The sequence below is a fragment of the Achromobacter sp. genome (assembly GCF_050285565.1).
GTDB lineage: Bacteria > Pseudomonadota > Gammaproteobacteria > Burkholderiales > Burkholderiaceae_B > Achromobacter.
The window spans coordinates 117190-134436 of sequence record NZ_JBLZXG010000004.1; the positions used below are offsets into that span (position 1 = coordinate 117190).

A 17247-nucleotide genomic window follows, 5' to 3' on the forward strand; every position below is an offset into this window, starting at 1 on the left:
CTATTTCTTGCTCGCTTCCAGCTGCAGTACCGGGGCGACGCCATTTGCGCTATTTTGCGCTTCCGCGCAGAGTTCTTCCAGCACAGGCGTATTGTCGCGGGAAATCACGGCCGCGGCGACCCGCAGGATTTCAGTATCGTCGCGTACCCGGGGCTGGCCGCGATCCAGCAGGAACCGGTCGACCACCGGGGCCAGGGAGGTCTCGCGGGCGTCGCAGGTCAGCACCCAGAGATCTTCCGGGGTGCGGGTGGCCAGGTTCATGTCGCACAGGGTTTCCAGCACGTCGTTCAGTTCGTCCTGGTGCAGTTTCAGTTTCGAGGCCAATTGATTGGCCGGCAGGCCGGGCGGGGTCCGCGACTGGGCGCGGCGCAGTGTGCGCAGCACCTCCAACGCGTCGACGAAGGCGGCGCCGGCGTAGCGGTTGAATTCCCAGCGCCCCAGGCGGATCAGCGGCGCGCTGGCGGCCAGAGTGGCGCCCAGCAACACCGCCAGCCAGGACAGGTAGATCCACAACAGGAAGATCGGCAGCGTGGCGAACGCGCCGTAGATGACGGTATAGGTGGGAAACCGCGTCAGGTAGTAGGCGAAGGCCGACTTCATGACCTCCAGCGCGATGGCCGTGACGCAGCCGCCGATGAGGGCGTCGCGCCATAGCACCTGGCGGTTCGGCACCACCACGAACAGCGCGGCAAAGCCCAGGGCCGTCAGCACCAGGGGAATGAACGAGATGACGACACTGACGATTTCGGGCACGTCGCGCACCAGTCCCAGCGATTCGCGGGCCACGAACGACGTGGCCCAGAGGCTGGCGCCCGCCACCACCGGCCCCAGCGTGATGATGGCCCAGTAGACCAGCGCGCGCTGCGGCAGCGGCCGCTGTCGGGTGACATGCCAGATGTCATTGAAGGCCGTGTCGATGGTCATGATCAGCAGCAGCGACGTGACCAGCAGGAAGGCGCCGCCGATCGCGGTCAGGCGCGAGGCCTGGCGGGCGAACTGGTTCAGGTATTCCATGATGTTGTCCGAGACGGACGGTGGCATCAGGCTGTTGGCGAGGAAGTCCTCGAGCGCGACGCGGAATTCCTGGAACACGGGGAACGCGGTGAACAGCGACAGCACCACGGCCAGCATCGGCACGATCGCCAGCACCGTGGTGAAGGTGAGGCTGGAGGCGACTTGCAGCAGCTTTTCTTCGTCGGCGCGTTGCGCGGTGAAGACAAAGGCGCGCCCGAGCCGCGCCACCCACGACGCGCGCGGGGGCGGGGACTCAGGGGCCGCCGGCGCGGCGGCGACAGGCTCGGCGGGGCGGTTCATCAGGCGATAATAGCAGCATGAACCCTGAACTCAACCCCCGCTTGCGGCTGGCGGCCTCGGTGTCGCTGTTCGCCCTGATCGTGTTGTGCGTCACCTGGGAGACGGTGGTGGCGCCGCTGCGCCCGGGCGGCTCCTGGATGCTGCTCAAGGCCTTGCCGCTGCTGCTGCCGCTGCGCGGCATCGTGCGTGGCAACCTCTATACGTATCAGTGGGCCGCGATGCTGTCGCTGCTCTACCTGATGGAGGGCGCGGTGCGCGCGATGTCGGATCCGGCGCCGCTGTCGGTGGGGATGGCGTGGGGCGAGATCCTGCTGTCGACGCTGTTCTTCGTCAGCGCCATATTCTACGTGCGGCCGGCCAAGCGCGCCGCCAGGAGCCAACGCGCATGAGCGCCCATTCCCTGTCCGAACTGCGTGCCGTCAACTCGTTCGCGGCGCTGCCCGAGGCGTTCTATACGCGGCTGTCGCCGCAGCCGCTGAACGCCCCCCGCCTGTTGCATGCCAATGCCGGGGCGGCCGCGCTCATCGGGCTGGAGCCAGCCGCGCTGGCTGCGCCGGAATTCCTGCGCGTGTTTTCCGGCGCCGAGCCGCTGCCGGGCGGCGACACCTTGGCCGCGGTGTACAGCGGCCACCAGTTCGGGATCTGGGCCGGCCAGTTGGGCGATGGCCGCGCGCACCTGCTTGGCGAAATCCAGGGGCCCGCGGGTGCCTGGGAGCTGCAGCTCAAGGGCTCCGGCCTGACGCCCTATTCGCGCATGGGCGACGGCCGCGCGGTATTGCGGTCCTCGGTGCGCGAGTACCTGGCCAGCGAGGCCATGCACGGCCTGGGCATCCCGACCACGCGCGCGCTGGCGCTGGTGGCCTCGGATGACCCGGTGTGGCGCGAAACCGTGGAGACCGCCGCCATCGTGACGCGCATGTCGCCGAGCTTCGTGCGCTTCGGGTCATTCGAACACTGGTCCTCGCGCCGCCAGCCGGAGCTGCTCAAGACGCTGGCCGATTACGTGATCGACCGTTACTACCCCGAATGCCGGGCCACGCCCGTGGGCGAGCCGGCGAGCGACACCGCGCCCTACGTGCGCCTGCTGCGCGAGGTCACCCGGCGCACCGCCTTGCTGATGGCCGATTGGCAGGCGGTGGGCTTTTGCCATGGCGTCATGAATACGGACAACATGTCCATCCTCGGGCTGACGCTGGACTACGGGCCCTATGGTTTCATGGACGGTTTCCGTCTGGGCCATGTCTGCAACCATTCCGACTCCGAAGGCCGCTATTCTTGGAATCGCCAGCCGTCGGTGGCGCTGTGGAACCTCTATCGCCTGGGCGGCAGTCTGCATGTGCTGGTGCAGGACGCGGACGCCTTGCGCGCGGTGCTGGACGAGTTCGAAGGGGTCTTCACCCGTGCCTTCCATGACCGCATGGGCGCCAAGCTTGGCCTGGCGGCGTGGCGGCCGGCGGACGAGGCGCTGCTGGACGACCTGCTCAAGCTGATGGATGCCGATCAGGCGGATTTCACCCTGACCTGGCGGCGGCTGGCGGACGCGGTTCTGGGAGAGCGGGCGCCGTTCCAGGATCTGTTCATCGACCGCGCCGCGGCCTCGGATTGGCTGGATCGCCTGCTGGCGCGCCACGCCGAGGATGGGCGTCCGGCGGTCGAGGTGGCCGCGGCCATGAACCGGGTCAATCCGCTATATGTGTTGCGCAATCACCTGGCCGAAGCGGCGATCCGCGCCGCCAAGGGCGATGACGCCGGTGAAATCGACACCCTGATGACGCTGTTGCGCGATCCGTTCACGGCCCGGGCCGGCTACGAAAAGTACGCCGGTCTGCCGCCGGCGTGGGCCAACGGCATTGAAGTCAGTTGTTCGTCTTGACGTTCGTTTTGCGCGTTTGTTGGCGACAAAGCGGTATTTTGAGCGGGGAAAAGGTAGAAAATTGGCGCAATGAGACGAAAAATCGCGGTTTTTTTCCCTGCAATCATTCGTTTCCATTGTAAAAGTCGTAAGATTGTCGCCTGCGGGACACTCAGGATGGCATGCCTGTCACTGGGGCATTTGTCGACAATTTTCAATATAAAAGCACTCTGAATATGCCTGGCGCAGATGGTTTGCTGTGTATCGGCCTGCTTGAGGATGATGCGGACTTCCGGGAGGAGTTGGCGTTGGGCCTGGGCGGGTACGGTTTCCGTGTGGCGTTCGCTTGTGACAATGCTGCTGCGTTCTACCGCCGCTTGCAGGAACAACCTTGCGACATCGTCATTCTCGACGCCCATCTTCCGGGGGAAGACGGCTTTTCGGTGGCGACGCGATTGCGCGCGCTCAGTCCGGTCGGCATTGTCATGCTGACCGGTCGCAGCGCGCTCGAGGATCGGGTGCGCGGCCTGGAAGGCGGCGCCGATGTCTACATGACCAAGCCGGTCGACCTGCTCGAACTCAGTTCGGTCATCCGCAGTCTGGCGCGGCGCATGCGCCTGGCCAAGTCGCCGCGGCCGGTCGACGCCGAGACGCGCGCGGCCGCCGATACGTCATGGTCGTTGCAGGACGGCGGCTGGATCCTGGTGGCGCCCGATGGCGCCTCGCTGCACCTGAGCGCGCAGGAACGCACCTTTCTCGTGGCCTTGATGGACGCGGCCGGCTCCGCCGTCAGCCGCCAGGCGCTGGCCGAGTTGTTCCTGCCCGACAGCCCGGGCGGATTCGAGTTGCGTCGCATCGATGTGCTGGTCAGCCGCCTGCGCGCCAAGGCGCAGAGCGCGGGCTTGAAGCTGCCCGTGCTGTCGGTGCGCGGCCAGGGCTACGTGTTTGCCGCCTGAGCGGAAGCGGCCGGCTCGGGGGGGCGGGCCGGCAGGGTGATGATAAAGCGCGTGCCCACGCCCACTTCGCTTTGCATGCCGAGCGAGCCGCCCTGGCTCTGGCAGATGCGTCGCGCCAGGTACAGCCCGATGCCCATGCCCTGCGTTTCGCGATGCGCCGCGCGCCGGAAACGCGGTTCGAAGATGCGCGCCTGTTCTTCCGGGCCGATGCCCGGCCCTCGATCCGTGACCGCCACCCACGCCATGGGTACGCCGTTCTCTTCGGTCTGGCCGGTTTCGATCCGGATCGGTTCGCTGGCCGGCGAGTACTTGATCGCGTTGTGGATCAGATTGCGCACCACCACAGCCGTGAGCGCGCGGTCGCAATAGACCGGCAGCGGTCCGGCGCCGGTCTGCAGCCGCAAGGGGTGGGCGGTGTCCGGCTGCATGGCGGCGACGGCGTCGGCGGCCAGTTCGGCCATGTCGGTCAATTCGCCGCGAGGCGTCCAGGCCTGCTCGCCCAAGCGATCCTGGTTCAGCAACTGTTCCATCAGTTCGGTCATGCGGCTGACCGAGCGGTGGATGCGCGCCAGCCGGCTGTCGACGGTTTCGCCGCTGCCCGACAGGATCATGTCGAGCGACTGGGCCGCCGCGCTGATCGTGGCCAGTGGCGCGCGCAATTCGTGCGAGATCAAGGCGTTCATCTGGCGTTGGGTGTCCAGGGCGCCGGCCATTTCCGCCAGTCGTAATTCGCCCTCGACCCACTGTTCGGCAGCGGCCGCGTCACGGCGTGCCGCGTGTTGACACGCGCGGGGTTCCAGCCCCGCCAGCAGCAGGGCGGCCAGCACCAGCAGCAAGCGCGCCAGCGGGGCCGCCAGCGAGCCATCGCCCGGCGCGAACCAGGCGTCATGGCCCAGGATCCAGACTGACGAGAGATGCGCCGCGCCCAGGGTCAACACGGCGGCACGCCGGGGCATGGGGCGGGCCGCCGCGGCCAGGAGCCAGACCGCCAGCACCGCGCTGGCGGTGGCGCCGGCGCCGGCGACGAGGGTTGGCATCAGGCCGCCATTGGCGTCATAAACGAAGATCAAGGCCAGCGCCGCCAGGCCCGTCAGCGCGATGCCGGCCCAGCGGCACGCGGTCGTCAGGCGCGCGGCGCCCGGCCCCGGCCGGCCGGCGATCAGGGGCATGGACAGGGCCAGCAGGGCGGCGTAGGAACCGGCCTGCAACGCGCCCGCGGGGAACAGCGCGGGCTGGGCGCGCAGCACGCCTTCGACCAGCACGAACGCCAGGCCGGCGCCGTAGAGGGTGGCGCGGGTGTAGAGCCAGCTGACGGCACAGGCCGCCGCGCAAGCCAGGGCGATGCCGGCGGCCAGGCCGATCTGCAGGTCGGGCAGGTGAAGAAGCAATCCTTCCGTCAACGAGAAGTCCACTGTTGGTCAGGCGCGGGATCGTGCGCGCGGGCGAAGTTTACGACAGTGCCGCGAATCGCGTGGACGCCGATCTTTTCCAGGATGGCGCGGGTGGCGTCGTCCGGCACGTCTTCGGCGTACACCGCCATGCCGAACGAGCCGGCGGTGGCCACGACGGTGGCGGCCAGATGCTGGCTGCCGGGGCTGTGCAGCAGGCCCGTGATGAAACTGCCGCAGAGCTTGACGTACGACAGGGGGTAGGCGTGCAGGTGCTCCATCGCGCCGAACTGCTGCGACAGCCGCGACAGGCCGACGCGGCCGCCGGCGGCGGTAACGATCTGGCTCAGTTGGCGCATGTCGGCGCCGTGTTCGACCAGGGCGGCCGCATCCACCTCCAGGTTCAGTCGCGGGGCCAGGGCCGGCCGGTCGGCCAGCATGCGCTCCAGGCGCGACAGGAAGGTGCCCTGGGCCAGCGAGGCCTGCGAGATATGCACCGTCAGGGCGTCGTCGGGATGGGTGTACAGCCAGTCCAGTCCGAGGCGAACCGCCTGGATGTCGCATTCGGCGGAAAGCCCCAGGCGCACCGCCGGCGGCATGAAGATGGCCGCCGGCACGGGATCGGCGCCGCTGGTGTCGTGCAGGGTCAGGCTGGCCTCGTGGTGCAGCGGGGCGCCGGTGACATCGGCCAGGGGCTGGGTCGTCAGCGAGAACCGGTGCTGCTCGAGCGCGGTGGCCAGGGCGTCGTGCCAGCTGTATTCACCGATGCGGGTGCTGTCTGCCGCCTGGCTGGCGGGCGCGATCTGGTCGTCGTCGGCGCTCTCCGCGCACATCAGGGCGTGATCCAGCCGCGCCAGCGTATCGCTCATGTTGTCGCCCGGTGTGAACGCGGTCATCGCCAGCGCCCAACGGCACCAACCTTGCTTGTCCATCGGCACCCGCAACGATCGCAGTTCGCGCCGCACCCGCTCGGCCAGCATGCCGGCCTGGGGCGCGGAGGTGCGCGGCATCAGCAGCGCGAAGTCCGAGCCGCCGATGCGGGCCAGCGTCATGTCGGCGTCGCCGCAGCCGTCGACCAGCTTGCGCAGGCGGTCGGACGATGAGCGCAGCCATTGGTCGGTGAAGGCGCGTGACAGGTGCCGGTTGATCTGCGCCAGGTCGCGCTGGCGAAACATCAGGAGGTGGCCGCCGGCGTCGGGGTCGCGGCTGGCCAGGGCCTGGCGGAAGTGATCGACGAAGTATTTGCGATTCGGCAGGCGGGTGACGGCGTCGCGCTGGATCTCGCTTTGCAGCGATTCGATGCGCGCGTTCTGCTCCTCAACCGTTGCGGCGACCTGGCGTTGGGCATCGACCAGGGCCTGGTCCGCACCCGCCAGCTGGCCGGCGCGCGCGGACGCCGCCACGCTCGCCGGCGCCCGCGCGCGTGCCCGCTCGCCGCCATCGCGCGAGGCGCGCGCCTCGACCCAGCGCAGCAGGTTGGTGGCGAACAAGGCCCAGAAAACGCCGGCGGCCAGTGTCAGGCCGATGACGCGGATCCCGCCCTGCCACAGGGTGTCGCGCGCGAGCCTGGCGTCGGCCTGGACTGTGACGGTACCCAGTCGACGGCCATCCGGCCCCAGGTAGGGACGGGAGGCCGCGGGCGCATCCAGCGCCAGCCACGAGGGACGCCAGTCGCGCGCGGTGTGCGGTTGTCCGGCCGCCGGGTCGCGGCGCTCGATTTGCGTGTCCCCGTTTTCCCCGGCGACACGAACCAGTGCATACATGCCGGCGCCGAACAGGTCGTCGGCCAGCCTGCGCGGGTCGCGCGCGCCCTCCGGGTTGTGCGACAAGGCCCAGGCCAGCGCGCGGGCGCCGGCCTCGCCCTGCTGAGCCAATTGCGTGTTCAGGTAACGGTGGGCGGCCAGCATCCCAAGGGCTTGCGCGCCGAGCAGAATGAAGGCAATCAGGAGAGCGGTGCAGAGGATCAGCCGGCGTAGTGTGAACATGGATCAGGGTTTCCCTTCGTGGCCCGCACCGTTGCCGGTGCCGTGCAATGCCGGCCTGCCAGTGAAAGGGGGAACGTCAGGCAGCGCAAGTGCCCGAACGAAAAATTCAGGATAAGAAACGTGACACACGTTACTAATACCTCAGGGTCGCCGCGCGCGCTGTAATTCGGCATGTCACAGAACATACAGAATATTACGAAATCACCTGCGATATCAGACAACCTGTGCAATTATTTCGATCGTGATAATTGCCCGGATGATAACTATTGAGACATGCCGTATTAATTTTCCGGTTCTGGCTGTCGTAGTAAGGGCACGGCGTGGCGCTAGGGATCGGCCAGCAACCGCTATCCAAGGAGCGTCATGACCCCTCGCGAGCAACCGAATCTGGGCAGGAATCGAAGGAAAGGGAGCGCGTTGTTCCTGAAGTGTGGCGTTTTTTTGCGAAAATAATGCATAATTTAAAAAATGTTACAGCCCTTGGGTTTCTTTCCGGATCACAACGCCAAGGGTTTCTAGATAGGGGGCTCCGTGCGTGAGAGTTACCTGCTCGCACTGTGCCTGACGCTCGCGGGCGCACTTGCAGCGATTTGTTTGTTTTTCGTCCGCCGCGAACGCGTGCTGCGCGGCAGGCTGACGCGTGACGAATTGACCGGCGTCCTGAGCCAGCGGGAGTTGCACCGCCGCGCCCGCGCCTGGCTGACTCAGGCCGAACGGCAGTCCGGCCGAGGGCTGTTCGGACCACGCGGGCAGGTGCCGCGGGACCGCGAATCCCTGGGAATCGCGCGGCCCCGCGCCGACACGCGCGGCATCGGCGCGTTCTTCCTGGTCAGTTTCGACCAGTATGCCGAGATCAGCGCGATGTTGCGCGCCGGCGAGGACCAGACCCTGCTGGTGATGGTGGCCGACCGGCTCAGCCTGGTGACCCGCGCGCTCGGCGGCATGGTGGGGCGCACCGGCACCGATGCGTTCACCGTCTGCATTCCGGAGGTGGACGAGCAGGGCGCCGCGCAGGTGTCGGCCAAGCTGCTTGAAGACCTGTCCGTGCCCTATGAGTTGGGCGGCCGGCCCCTGATCGCGGTGTTTCGCGTGGGCGCGGCGTTGTATCCAGACCACGGTCGCAGCGTCGAAGAACTGCAGCGATGCGTGCAGGTGGCCATGGTGCCGCTCAAGGAGCGTGGCGGGCCGGGTTGGAGCATGTTCGATTTCCGCATGCTGGCGCGCCAGCGCGACCAGCAGGGCCTGGAAAACGACCTGCGGCTGGCGCTGACCACGGCGTCGATGGATCAATTCGAGTTGTACTACCAGCCGGTTTGCGACAGCGGCACCGGCGTGGTGCAGGGCTGCGAGGCCCTGTTGCGTTGGCATCATCCCGAGCTGGGCAGCGTGTCGCCGGCCGTGACCATCGAGCTGGCCGAGCGCAGCGGGCTGATCGTGCCGTTGGGCGCCTGGATCCTGGAACGCGCCTGCTCGCAGGCCGCGTTGTGGCCCGCGGCCTGGCGCGTGCACGTGAACCTGTCGGTCAAGCAGATGAACGAGGACGGCCTGGTGCAACTGGTGTCCGACGTGCTGGCCGTGACCAAGCTGGCGCCGCGCAAGCTGGTGCTGGAAATCACCGAGTCGATCTTCATCCTGCATTACGAACGGCATGTGAAGATCCTGAATACGCTGCGGGCCAAGGGTATCGGTGTGGCGCTGGACGATTTCGGCTGCGGCTATTCCAGCCTGAATCATCTGCGGCACCTGCCCATCGATTGGGTCAAGATCGACCGCAGCTTCATTTCCGCGCTCGAATCGGACGCCGGCAGCCGCGAGGTGGTATCGGCGTTGTTCGGCTTGTGCCAGGCGATGCACCTGCCGGTGGTGGCCGAGGGCGTCGAAACCGAAGGCCAGCGCGAGATCCTCAAATCGCTGGGTTGCCGCGTCATGCAGGGATTCCTGCTGGGACGGCCGGCGCCGGCCGCCGAAATTCAGGCTTTGGCGTCGGCGGTGTCATAATCGGGGTTGCTTGCAAACCCACTTGTTGACTTCCTATGCCCGGCAATACCCTCGGTACTCTGTTCACCGTCACGAATTTTGGCGAATCCCACGGGCCGGCCATCGGTTGCGTCATCGACGGCTGCCCGCCCGGAATGGCGCTGGACGCGGCCGACATCCAGCTCGAACTGGATCGCCGCCGTCCCGGCACCTCGCGCCACGTCACCCAGCGCCAGGAAGCCGACCAGGTCGAGATTCTGTCCGGCGTGTACGAGGGGCTCACCACCGGTACGCCCATCGGCCTGCTGATCCGCAACACCGATGCGCGCAGCAAGGACTACTCCAACATCACCGACACCTTCCGGCCGGGCCATGCCGACTACGCCTACTGGCGCAAGTTCGGCCTGCGCGATCCGCGCGGCGGTGGCCGTTCGTCGGCGCGCCTGACCGCGCCCACCGTGGCCGCCGGTGCCGTGGCCAAGAAATGGCTGGCCGAGCAGTACGGCGTGAAGGTGCGCGGCTACATGAGCCAGCTGGGCCCGATCGCGATTCCCTTCGTGTCATGGGATGAAGTGCCGAACAACCCGTTCTACGCGCCCAATGCCGGCATCGTGCCCGAGCTGGAAGCCTACATGGATCAGCTGCGCCGCGACGGCGATTCGGTCGGCGCGCGCATCGAGGTGGTGGCCGAGAACCTGCCGGCCGGCTGGGGCGAACCCATCTACGATCGCCTGGACGCCGACATCGCCCACGTGATGATGGGCCTGAACGCGGTCAAGGGCGTCTCGATCGGCGCCGGCTTCGATTGCATCGCGCAGCGCGGCTCCGAGCACGGCGACGAGATCACGCCCGACGGTTTCCTGACCAACCACGCCGGCGGGGTGCTGGGCGGCATTTCGACCGGTCAGCCGGTGACGGTGTCGCTGGCCATCAAGCCCACCTCCAGCATCCGGGTCGAGCGCCGCTCGGTCAACCGCGCCAATGAACCCGTCATGGTGCAGACGCTGGGCCGTCACGATCCCTGTGTCGGCATCCGTGCCACGCCCATCGCCGAGGCCATGCTGGCCCTGGTGCTGATCGATCACGCCCTGCGCCATCGCGGCCAGTGCGGCGAACCGGGCTGAGGCCGGATTCCGTAGTTCCTGACCGTTTGTAGGAGGCTGGCATGAGCCTGAACCGCTATCCGTTGCGCCGCGTGGCGGCCGCGCTGTCCCTGGTGGCCCTGGCAGGGTGCACCGGGATGAACACCACCCAGTCGGGCGCCATCGGCGTCAATCGCACCCAATACATGTCGAGCATGGTGCCGTCGCAGGCGCTGGAGCAGGAGGCCAACCAGCAGTATGCCGACATCATCAAGCAGGCGCAGGCCAAGAACCTGCTGGACCGCGATGCGCAGCAGGTGGCGCGGGTGCGCGCCATCTCGCAGCGCCTGATCGCGCAGACCGGCGTGTTCCGCCCGGATGCGTCCGCCTGGAAATGGGAAGTCCATGTGCTGACCAGCGACGAGGTGAATGCCTGGTGCATGCCGGGCGGCAAGATCGCCGTCTACACCGGTCTGATCAACAAGATCAAGCCCACCGACGACGAACTGGCGGCGGTGCTGGGCCACGAAATCTCCCACGCCCTGCGCGAGCATGCGCGCGAGCGGGTGTCGCAGCAGATGGCCACCAACCTGGGGTTGCAGGTGCTGTCGATCGCCACCGGTTCCAGCGCTGCCTCGGATCTGGGCGGCAAGCTCAGCGACGTGATGTTCACGCTGCCCAACAGCCGCACGCATGAAACCGAGGCCGACCGCATGGGCGTCGAACTGGCCGCGCGCGCCGGTTTCGATCCGCGCGCCGCGGTCACGCTGTGGCAGAAAATGGGCGCCGCCGACAACGGCAGCGCGCCGCCCGAGATCCTGTCGACCCACCCCTCGGCGGCCTCGCGCATCAGCGACCTGCAGGGCGCGGCGCAGCAGGTGTTGCCGCTGTACGAGCAGGCCAAGGGCCGCGCGGCGCGCTAGCGGCCCGCCGTGAGGGCTGGCGCCAGCGCGCGGCCGCCTGCAGGCGGCGCGTGGCGCCGATCTGATGACCGCCGGCCTCAGGCCGGCGTTTTCACGCCCGGGCCACGCATCACGCTGATGCCCAGGTCAGCCAGGATGCGGCGGGTTTCGCTGTCGGGCACGTCTTCCGCGTAGACCGCGATCCCGAGCTTGCGGGCGGTCTCAAGCACCGAGGCGGTCAACTGCTGGCTGCCGGGGCTTTGCGACATGCCGCCGACGAAGCCGCCGCCCAGTTTCACGTAGGACAGCGGCAGGGTGTGCAATTGCGCCACCGCGCCGAACTGCTGCGCCAGGCGACGCACACCGATGTGGGCGCCGAATTCCGAGGCCACGCGCGCCAGCGTGGCGATCTGTTCGTGGCATTCGACCAGGCCGTGGGCGTCGATTTCCAGGAACAGGCGCCGCGCCAGGGCCTTGCGCTCGGTCAGGAGCAGCGCCAACTGGCGGAAGTACTTCTGGCCGCGCAGCGAGGGCAGGGCGACCCTCAGGGTCAGTTCGCCCTCGTGCGCCGCCAGCCAGTCCAGCCCCAGGCTTACCGCCTGCAGGTCGCAGTCGGCCACCAGGTCGAGCCGTACCGCGGGCGGAATGAACAGGGTGGCGGGGATCGGTGCCTGGTCGGCGGCGGTGCGCAGCATCAGCATCGCTTCGGTGCGGAGGGTGGCGCCCGCGCTATCGCGCAGCGGTTCGGTCGCCAGTTCGAAGCGGTGTTCTTCCAGCGCCGACAGGATCGCGTCCTTCCAGGCCCGTTCGCCGGATTCGGACGGCGATTGCGCGTCGGCGGCACCGGCGATCACGACCTGGTCGTTGCCGGCGCTCTCGGCCCGCATCAGGCCGAAGTCCAGGCGCGACAGCACCGGCCCGGCCTGGTTGCCGCGGCTGTAGTCGGCCATGGCCTGGGCCCAGCGGCACAGGTGACCCTCGCCGACCGGAATGCGCGAGGCGTGCAGGTCGGCGCGCAACTGTTCGGCGATCATCATCGCCTGCGGCGCGGCGCAGCCCGGCAGCAGCAGGGCGAAGTCCGAACCGTTCAGGCGCGCCAGCAGCGGATCGGCCACGTGCAAGGATTTGAGCGAGGCCTGGATGCGCTCGCAGGCGGCGCGCAGCCACTGGTCGATGAACTCGCGCGGCATGTGGCGGTTCAGGTCGGCCAGGTCGCGCTGGCGGAACACCAGCACATGGCCGCCATCGATGCCGGCGCGGGCCGGCGTCTGGCCCGTGCCGCCTTCGAGCGCGCGGCGGAATTCGTTGACGAAATACTTGCGGTTGGGCAGGCGGGTGACCGGGTCCTGGTTCAGCTCCAGTTCCAAGGATTCGATCTTGGCATTCTGCTCCTCGGCGCTGGCATGGACGCGTTCGCGGGTCTGGTTGAGCGCCTGGACCACGCCGGACAGCTCGGGCACGCGCGCCTCCATCTGCTGCGGCGGCGAGTCCTGGCCGATGCTGCGCACGTGGTCGCTGACCTCGCGCAGCAGCCGGTTCTTGATCCAGCCGACCAGCGCGAAGGCGAACAACGCCCAGATCAGGCCCGCGCCCAGCACCAGCGCGATCATGCGCAGGCTGCTGCGCCACAGGGCTTCCCAAGCGTAGGCGTCGTTGGCCACCAGCGTAACCTCGCCGATCTGGCGCCAGCCGTCGCTGACGGCGTGCGAGGCCGAGCGCGCGTCCAGCGGCGCCAGGGCGCGGAACCAGCCCGGCACCGAGGCGGCGGTGGCGGTCGACTGGCGTTCGATCAGCACCTTGCCTTCCGGGTCGGCCAGGCGCACCAGCGAGAAGTGGCCGCCGTCGTAGAGCGCCGACACCAGCAGTTCCTGCACCACTGGATCATTGTTGGCTGGCTGCGACAGGGACAGCGCCAGCGACACGGCGGCGTCGGTGGCCTGCACCTGCAACTGGCCGGACAGATATTCGCGGGCGGCGTTGACGCTGAGCGCCAGGGTGCCCAGCAGGATGACGCCGATCGCGAGGGTGACACTGAGCAGGAGCTGTCGAAGTATGGACATAGTCTTGGGGTTCCGGACGTCAGGGGCGTATGCCTTCCCGTTCCATGCGTTGGAGTAGATCGCGCCAGCGGCTGAGGCGGTCGACCGGTGCGGCGGGTTTGCCGTCGACGTAGACGCCGTCGGCGTTGAAGCTGAAGACCGGCGTCAGGTCGCGCCGTTGCGACGCTGGCAGGATGGTCGAGACCAGGCTGTCCAGCACCAGCGGTACTGCATTGGGTGTGTCGTAGTAGCCCAGCACCATGTGGGCGACCTGGCTGCTGCTGGCCGGGCCGCCCACGCGCGCGCGGACATAGATGAAGCGCAGCTTGCTGGCCGGCACGCCCATCGACAGCAGGGTGAAGTACTTGCCGATGACATAGTCTTCGCAATCGCCCGCGCCCTTGCCCAGCGATTCGAGCGGGGTGGCCCAGTAGTCGTCCTTGCCCCAGATCGTGATGTCGTCGCCCGACAGCAGCGCGCGGTTCCAGAAATCGTTCGCCACCACCAGCCGGTCTTTCTCCGACACGGGCGGCGGGTTGCGCAGCAATTGCAGCCAATTCGACACCGCCCTGGCGCCCTTGGCGCCATAGCGGCTGGCCGACAGGCTTTGCAATTTGTCGGCGTTGACCTCCAGGGCGGAACTGCCGCCCCAGCCGCAAGCCAGGCAGAGCAAAACCAATCGGCACAGATTCAGCGTGGCGCGGAAACGGCGGGTTGATCGCATGAAACGGATTTTCACATTTTTCCGGCTGATTCAGTCGTCGTCCGGAAAAAATCCCCGCGCCGCCAGCGCGTCGCGCTTGCCATATTCCATCGGTCGAGCGGGCAGGGCCGTGGCGCGGCCCCGCCCGCCGTGAAACACGCTAGCTGTGGTCGACGTTCAGTTTGCCCTTCTGCAACAGGTCATTGATGATGGCCTGGTTGTTCAACTGGCCGCCCTGCGTCAGATCGACGTTCTCCAGCACGATCTTCTGATCCGCGCCCTGGGCGCCGAGCTTGCCCTGGGTGTTGACGTCGATGACCGTGTTGTTGCCTTCCTTGTGGAAGTTCAGGTACTGGGTCAGGGTGCCGTCCTTTTCGCCGACCAGCAGATCCTTCAGGTCCAGGATGTCGCCGCCATCGGCCGGCTTGTCCAGCGAGAAGTCCTTGATCGTGTCGACGGCCGGCTTGGCGGTGGTGCCCTGGTCGCCCAGTTCCCACTTGAAGGTATCGCTGCCGGCGCCGCCGGTCAGGATATCGTCGCCCTTGCCCCCGATCAGCAGGTCGTTGCCGGCACCGCCTTCCAGCGTGTCGTTGCCCGACCCCCCGTGCAGCACGTCGTTGCCGTCGCCACCGTACAGTTTGTCGTCGCCGGCGCCGCCATAGATGATGTCGTTGCCATCGTCGCCGTACAGCGTGTCGTTGCCACCCTGGCCGTAGATGATGTCGTCGCCGGTGCCACCGTGGATGGTGTCATCGCCGCCGCGCGGGTCGTCGGCCAGGTTGAAGTCGGCGTGGTGATCCTTGATGTACTGGTACAGGTCGCCGTTGCTCGGCGCATGGCCATCGCGCATCTCCAGGAACACCTGCAACGCCTTCAGGCCCGAGCCCTGCACCAGGTCGGCGGGGCGACCGCCCACGGAAGACCAGTTCAGGACGTTGCCGTCGGTGTTCAGGGTGTCGCCGAAGATGATGTCGTGGCCCGCGCCGCCGTTGATGATGTCGTTGCCGACGACAGCCGGATCGGTGCTGGACGAACCGCCCTGCAGCGCCGCGGCCAGATCCTTGGCGGTGTTGACGATCTGCGGCTGGCCGACGGCGCCGGTGATGTTGGTGCCCTCGATCTTGACCGTACCGGTGCCCGTCGTGCTCGAATTGTCGAAGAACTTCAGGTAGCTCTCATTGACGCCGGTGCCGATGCCGATGGCGTGTACCGTGCTCTTGCCGCTCAAGCCCTTGAACTTGTCGACCGCATCCTTCATGTCGTAGTAGTTCGTGGTGCTGCCGCCGCTCCAGTAGTCGCCGTTGCTGCCGCGGTTGCTGAAGGTCGGGTCGCCATCGGTCAGGAAGTACGTCACGTTCTCGAACGGCTGTCCATTGGACGAGGTGGGCTGCTTGTTGAACCACTTGAGCGCCTCGTCGAAGGCGCCTTCGTAGTTGGTGCCGCCGCTCGCGCTGAGCTTCTCGATGGCCTTGATCAGGTCGTTGACGTTGCTCGCGTTCAGGCCGTTGATCGTGTACTTGGTGCTGGCCGTCGACTCGAAGCCGATCAGCGCCACGTTGACGATGCCGTCATGGCCCTTGAGGGTGTTCGCCAGGTTCTTGAGCGCGTCGATCGTCAACTGCATCCGGCTCAGGCCCTTCGTGCCCGAGGCGTCCGCCATACTGCCCGACGTGTCGACCACGATCGCGATGTTGTAGTTCTTGCCCGGCTCGACCGTGGTGACGGTGCCGCCCTTGTCGCCCAGGATGACGTCGTCGCCGCTGCCGCCGTTGATGGGCGGCTTGGTGCCGGTGCCGCTGCCGTCGTTGTCGCCCGAGATGAAGTTGTTGGTCTTGATGGCGAAGTTGTAGTCGCCGGAGGTGTCCTTGCCACCGTTGGCGGTGCCGCCGTTGTCGCGCACCTGGAAGCCGAACGAGGTGTCCTGGCCGACCGTCGAGGGCGTGTAGACCAGCTTGCCCGCGGCGATGTCCGCGGCCGAGACCACGGTGTTCGCGGTGACCTGCTGGCCGTTCAGGGTCAGCGTGCCGTCGGTCGGCAGGCGCGTGATGATGACGCTGTCGAGCTGGTTGCCTTCGGCGCCGTCATTGAAGTTGAACTCGGCGGCGGTGAAGGTGTGGCTGCCGCCGGCGTCCACGCTGGTGGCATTGTCGGCGGCCACCGGCGCGTCGTTGGTGCCGACCACATCGACCGAGATGACCTGCTTGGCCGAGCCGTCGGCCGAGACCACCTCGAAGTTCTCCTTCAGCACGGCGCCAGCGGGCAGATCCTGCACGGCCTTCAGGCTGTTGTTCAGCGTGTAGGTCCAGTTGCCGTTGGCGTCGATCGAGAACGTGCCGTACTTGCCCGCCACGTTGGTCTGGGCGACCAGCGCGCTCTGGCCGGCGTCGGCGTCCGACACCGTCAGCTTGCCGGTGGTGACCAGGGTCTTGTCCTCGATCACCGTGCCGCTGGACTGGCCGGTGATCTTGGCGATGTCGTTGGTGCCGGTAACCGTCACCGTGATTTCCTTGACCGCGGTGCCGCCATGGCCGTCGTCGACCGTGACCTTGATGGTGTCGGTCACCGTCTGGCCTTCGGTCAGCGCCTGCACCTTGGCGCTGGCGTTGTCCAGCGTGTAGGTCCACTTGCCGTTCTGGTCGACGGTGAAGGTGCCGTACTGGCCCTGGCCATTGTTGCCGACGGTCCAGGTGTGAGTGTCATTGGTGTCGACATCGGTCTTGGTCAACTGGCCGCTCGTGACCAGCGTGCCGTCTTCCTTGACCGCGCCGGTCGCCGTGCCGCCGATGGTCGGGGCGTCGTTGGCGCCGGTGATCTCGATGGTGATGACCTGAGTGGCCTTGCCGCCGTTGCCGTCGTCAACGGTGACGGTAATGGAGTCGGTGGCCTTCTGGCCTTCGGCCAGCGCCTGCACCTTGGCGCTGTTGTTGTCCAGCACGTAGGTCCACTTGCCGGTCTGGTCGAGCGTGAAGGTGCCGTACTGGCCCTTGCCGTCGTTGTTCAGCGACCAGGTGTGCGTGTCGTTGACGTCGACGTCGGCCTTGGCGAGCTG

The 17247-nt window shown here is 67.3% G+C and carries 12 protein-coding genes; 6 read left to right on the forward strand and 6 right to left on the reverse strand.

Annotated features, from left to right (window positions below):
- Positions 1 to 1314: a YihY family inner membrane protein gene (locus ACN6O8_RS09345; RefSeq protein WP_427990786.1), complete on the reverse strand. Its 1314-nt coding sequence runs from the start codon at positions 1312 to 1314 to the stop codon at positions 1 to 3.
- A 17-nt stretch (positions 1315 to 1331) separates the two neighbouring features.
- Between ACN6O8_RS09345 and ACN6O8_RS09350 the strand changes: the two genes are divergently transcribed.
- From ACN6O8_RS09350 to ACN6O8_RS09360, 3 genes are all read left to right on the forward strand, one after another.
- Positions 1332 to 1703 carry a DUF2069 domain-containing protein gene (locus ACN6O8_RS09350; protein WP_427990787.1) on the forward strand — a complete coding sequence of 124 codons (372 nt, stop codon included), beginning with the start codon at positions 1332 to 1334 and terminating at the stop codon, positions 1701 to 1703.
- Entirely contained in the window at positions 1700 to 3187 is a 1488-nt protein-coding gene (locus ACN6O8_RS09355) for a protein adenylyltransferase SelO (protein WP_427990788.1), read from the forward strand. The genes ACN6O8_RS09350 and ACN6O8_RS09355 overlap by 4 nt, the downstream gene beginning before the upstream one ends.
- Before the next feature lie 215 nt (positions 3188 to 3402).
- Positions 3403 to 4122, forward strand: a complete 720-nt coding sequence (locus ACN6O8_RS09360; RefSeq protein ID WP_427990789.1) for a response regulator transcription factor — start codon at positions 3403 to 3405, stop codon at positions 4120 to 4122.
- Here ACN6O8_RS09360 and ACN6O8_RS09365 read toward each other — a convergent pair.
- Together ACN6O8_RS09365 and ACN6O8_RS09370 are read right to left on the reverse strand one after the other, a co-directional pair.
- On the reverse strand, positions 4104 to 5510 hold the full coding sequence (locus tag ACN6O8_RS09365) for a sensor histidine kinase (protein WP_427990790.1): 1407 nt from the start codon (positions 5508 to 5510) through the stop codon (positions 4104 to 4106). The genes ACN6O8_RS09360 and ACN6O8_RS09365 overlap by 19 nt on opposite strands.
- A gap of 8 nt (positions 5511 to 5518) precedes the next feature.
- Positions 5519 to 7495: an EAL domain-containing protein gene (locus ACN6O8_RS09370; protein ID WP_427990791.1), complete on the reverse strand. Its 1977-nt coding sequence runs from the start codon at positions 7493 to 7495 to the stop codon at positions 5519 to 5521.
- Positions 7496 to 8083: 588 nt separating this feature from the next.
- Here ACN6O8_RS09370 and ACN6O8_RS09375 point away from each other — a divergent pair.
- The 3 genes from ACN6O8_RS09375 to ACN6O8_RS09385 are packed head-to-tail and all read left to right on the forward strand — an operon-like array spanning position 8084 to position 11477.
- A complete protein-coding gene (locus tag ACN6O8_RS09375; RefSeq protein ID WP_427991140.1) occupies positions 8084 to 9493 on the forward strand; it encodes a putative bifunctional diguanylate cyclase/phosphodiesterase in 1410 nt (469 codons plus the stop codon).
- A 35-nt stretch (positions 9494 to 9528) separates the two neighbouring features.
- Positions 9529 to 10596 (forward strand): chorismate synthase, encoded by a 1068-nt coding sequence (aroC, locus tag ACN6O8_RS09380; protein WP_427990792.1) that lies wholly within the window; start codon positions 9529 to 9531, stop codon positions 10594 to 10596.
- Positions 10597 to 10637: 41 nt separating this feature from the next.
- Positions 10638 to 11477: a M48 family metallopeptidase gene (locus ACN6O8_RS09385; RefSeq protein WP_427990793.1), complete on the forward strand. Its 840-nt coding sequence runs from the start codon at positions 10638 to 10640 to the stop codon at positions 11475 to 11477.
- Between the two features lie 77 nt (positions 11478 to 11554).
- On the opposite strand, the gene ACN6O8_RS09390 is transcribed toward ACN6O8_RS09385, so the two are convergent.
- The 3 genes from ACN6O8_RS09390 to ACN6O8_RS09400 form a co-directional block, all read right to left on the reverse strand.
- Positions 11555 to 13516, reverse strand: coding sequence for a bifunctional diguanylate cyclase/phosphodiesterase (locus ACN6O8_RS09390; RefSeq protein ID WP_427990794.1), 1962 nt, complete (start codon positions 13514 to 13516; stop codon positions 11555 to 11557).
- Between the two features lie 19 nt (positions 13517 to 13535).
- On the reverse strand, positions 13536 to 14219 hold the full coding sequence (locus tag ACN6O8_RS09395; RefSeq protein WP_427990795.1) for a transglutaminase-like cysteine peptidase: 684 nt from the start codon (positions 14217 to 14219) through the stop codon (positions 13536 to 13538).
- 139 nt (positions 14220 to 14358) lie between these two features.
- Positions 14359 to 17247, reverse strand: a 2889-nt coding sequence (locus ACN6O8_RS09400; protein ID WP_427990796.1) for a VCBS domain-containing protein, incomplete at its 5' end; no start/stop codon positions are given.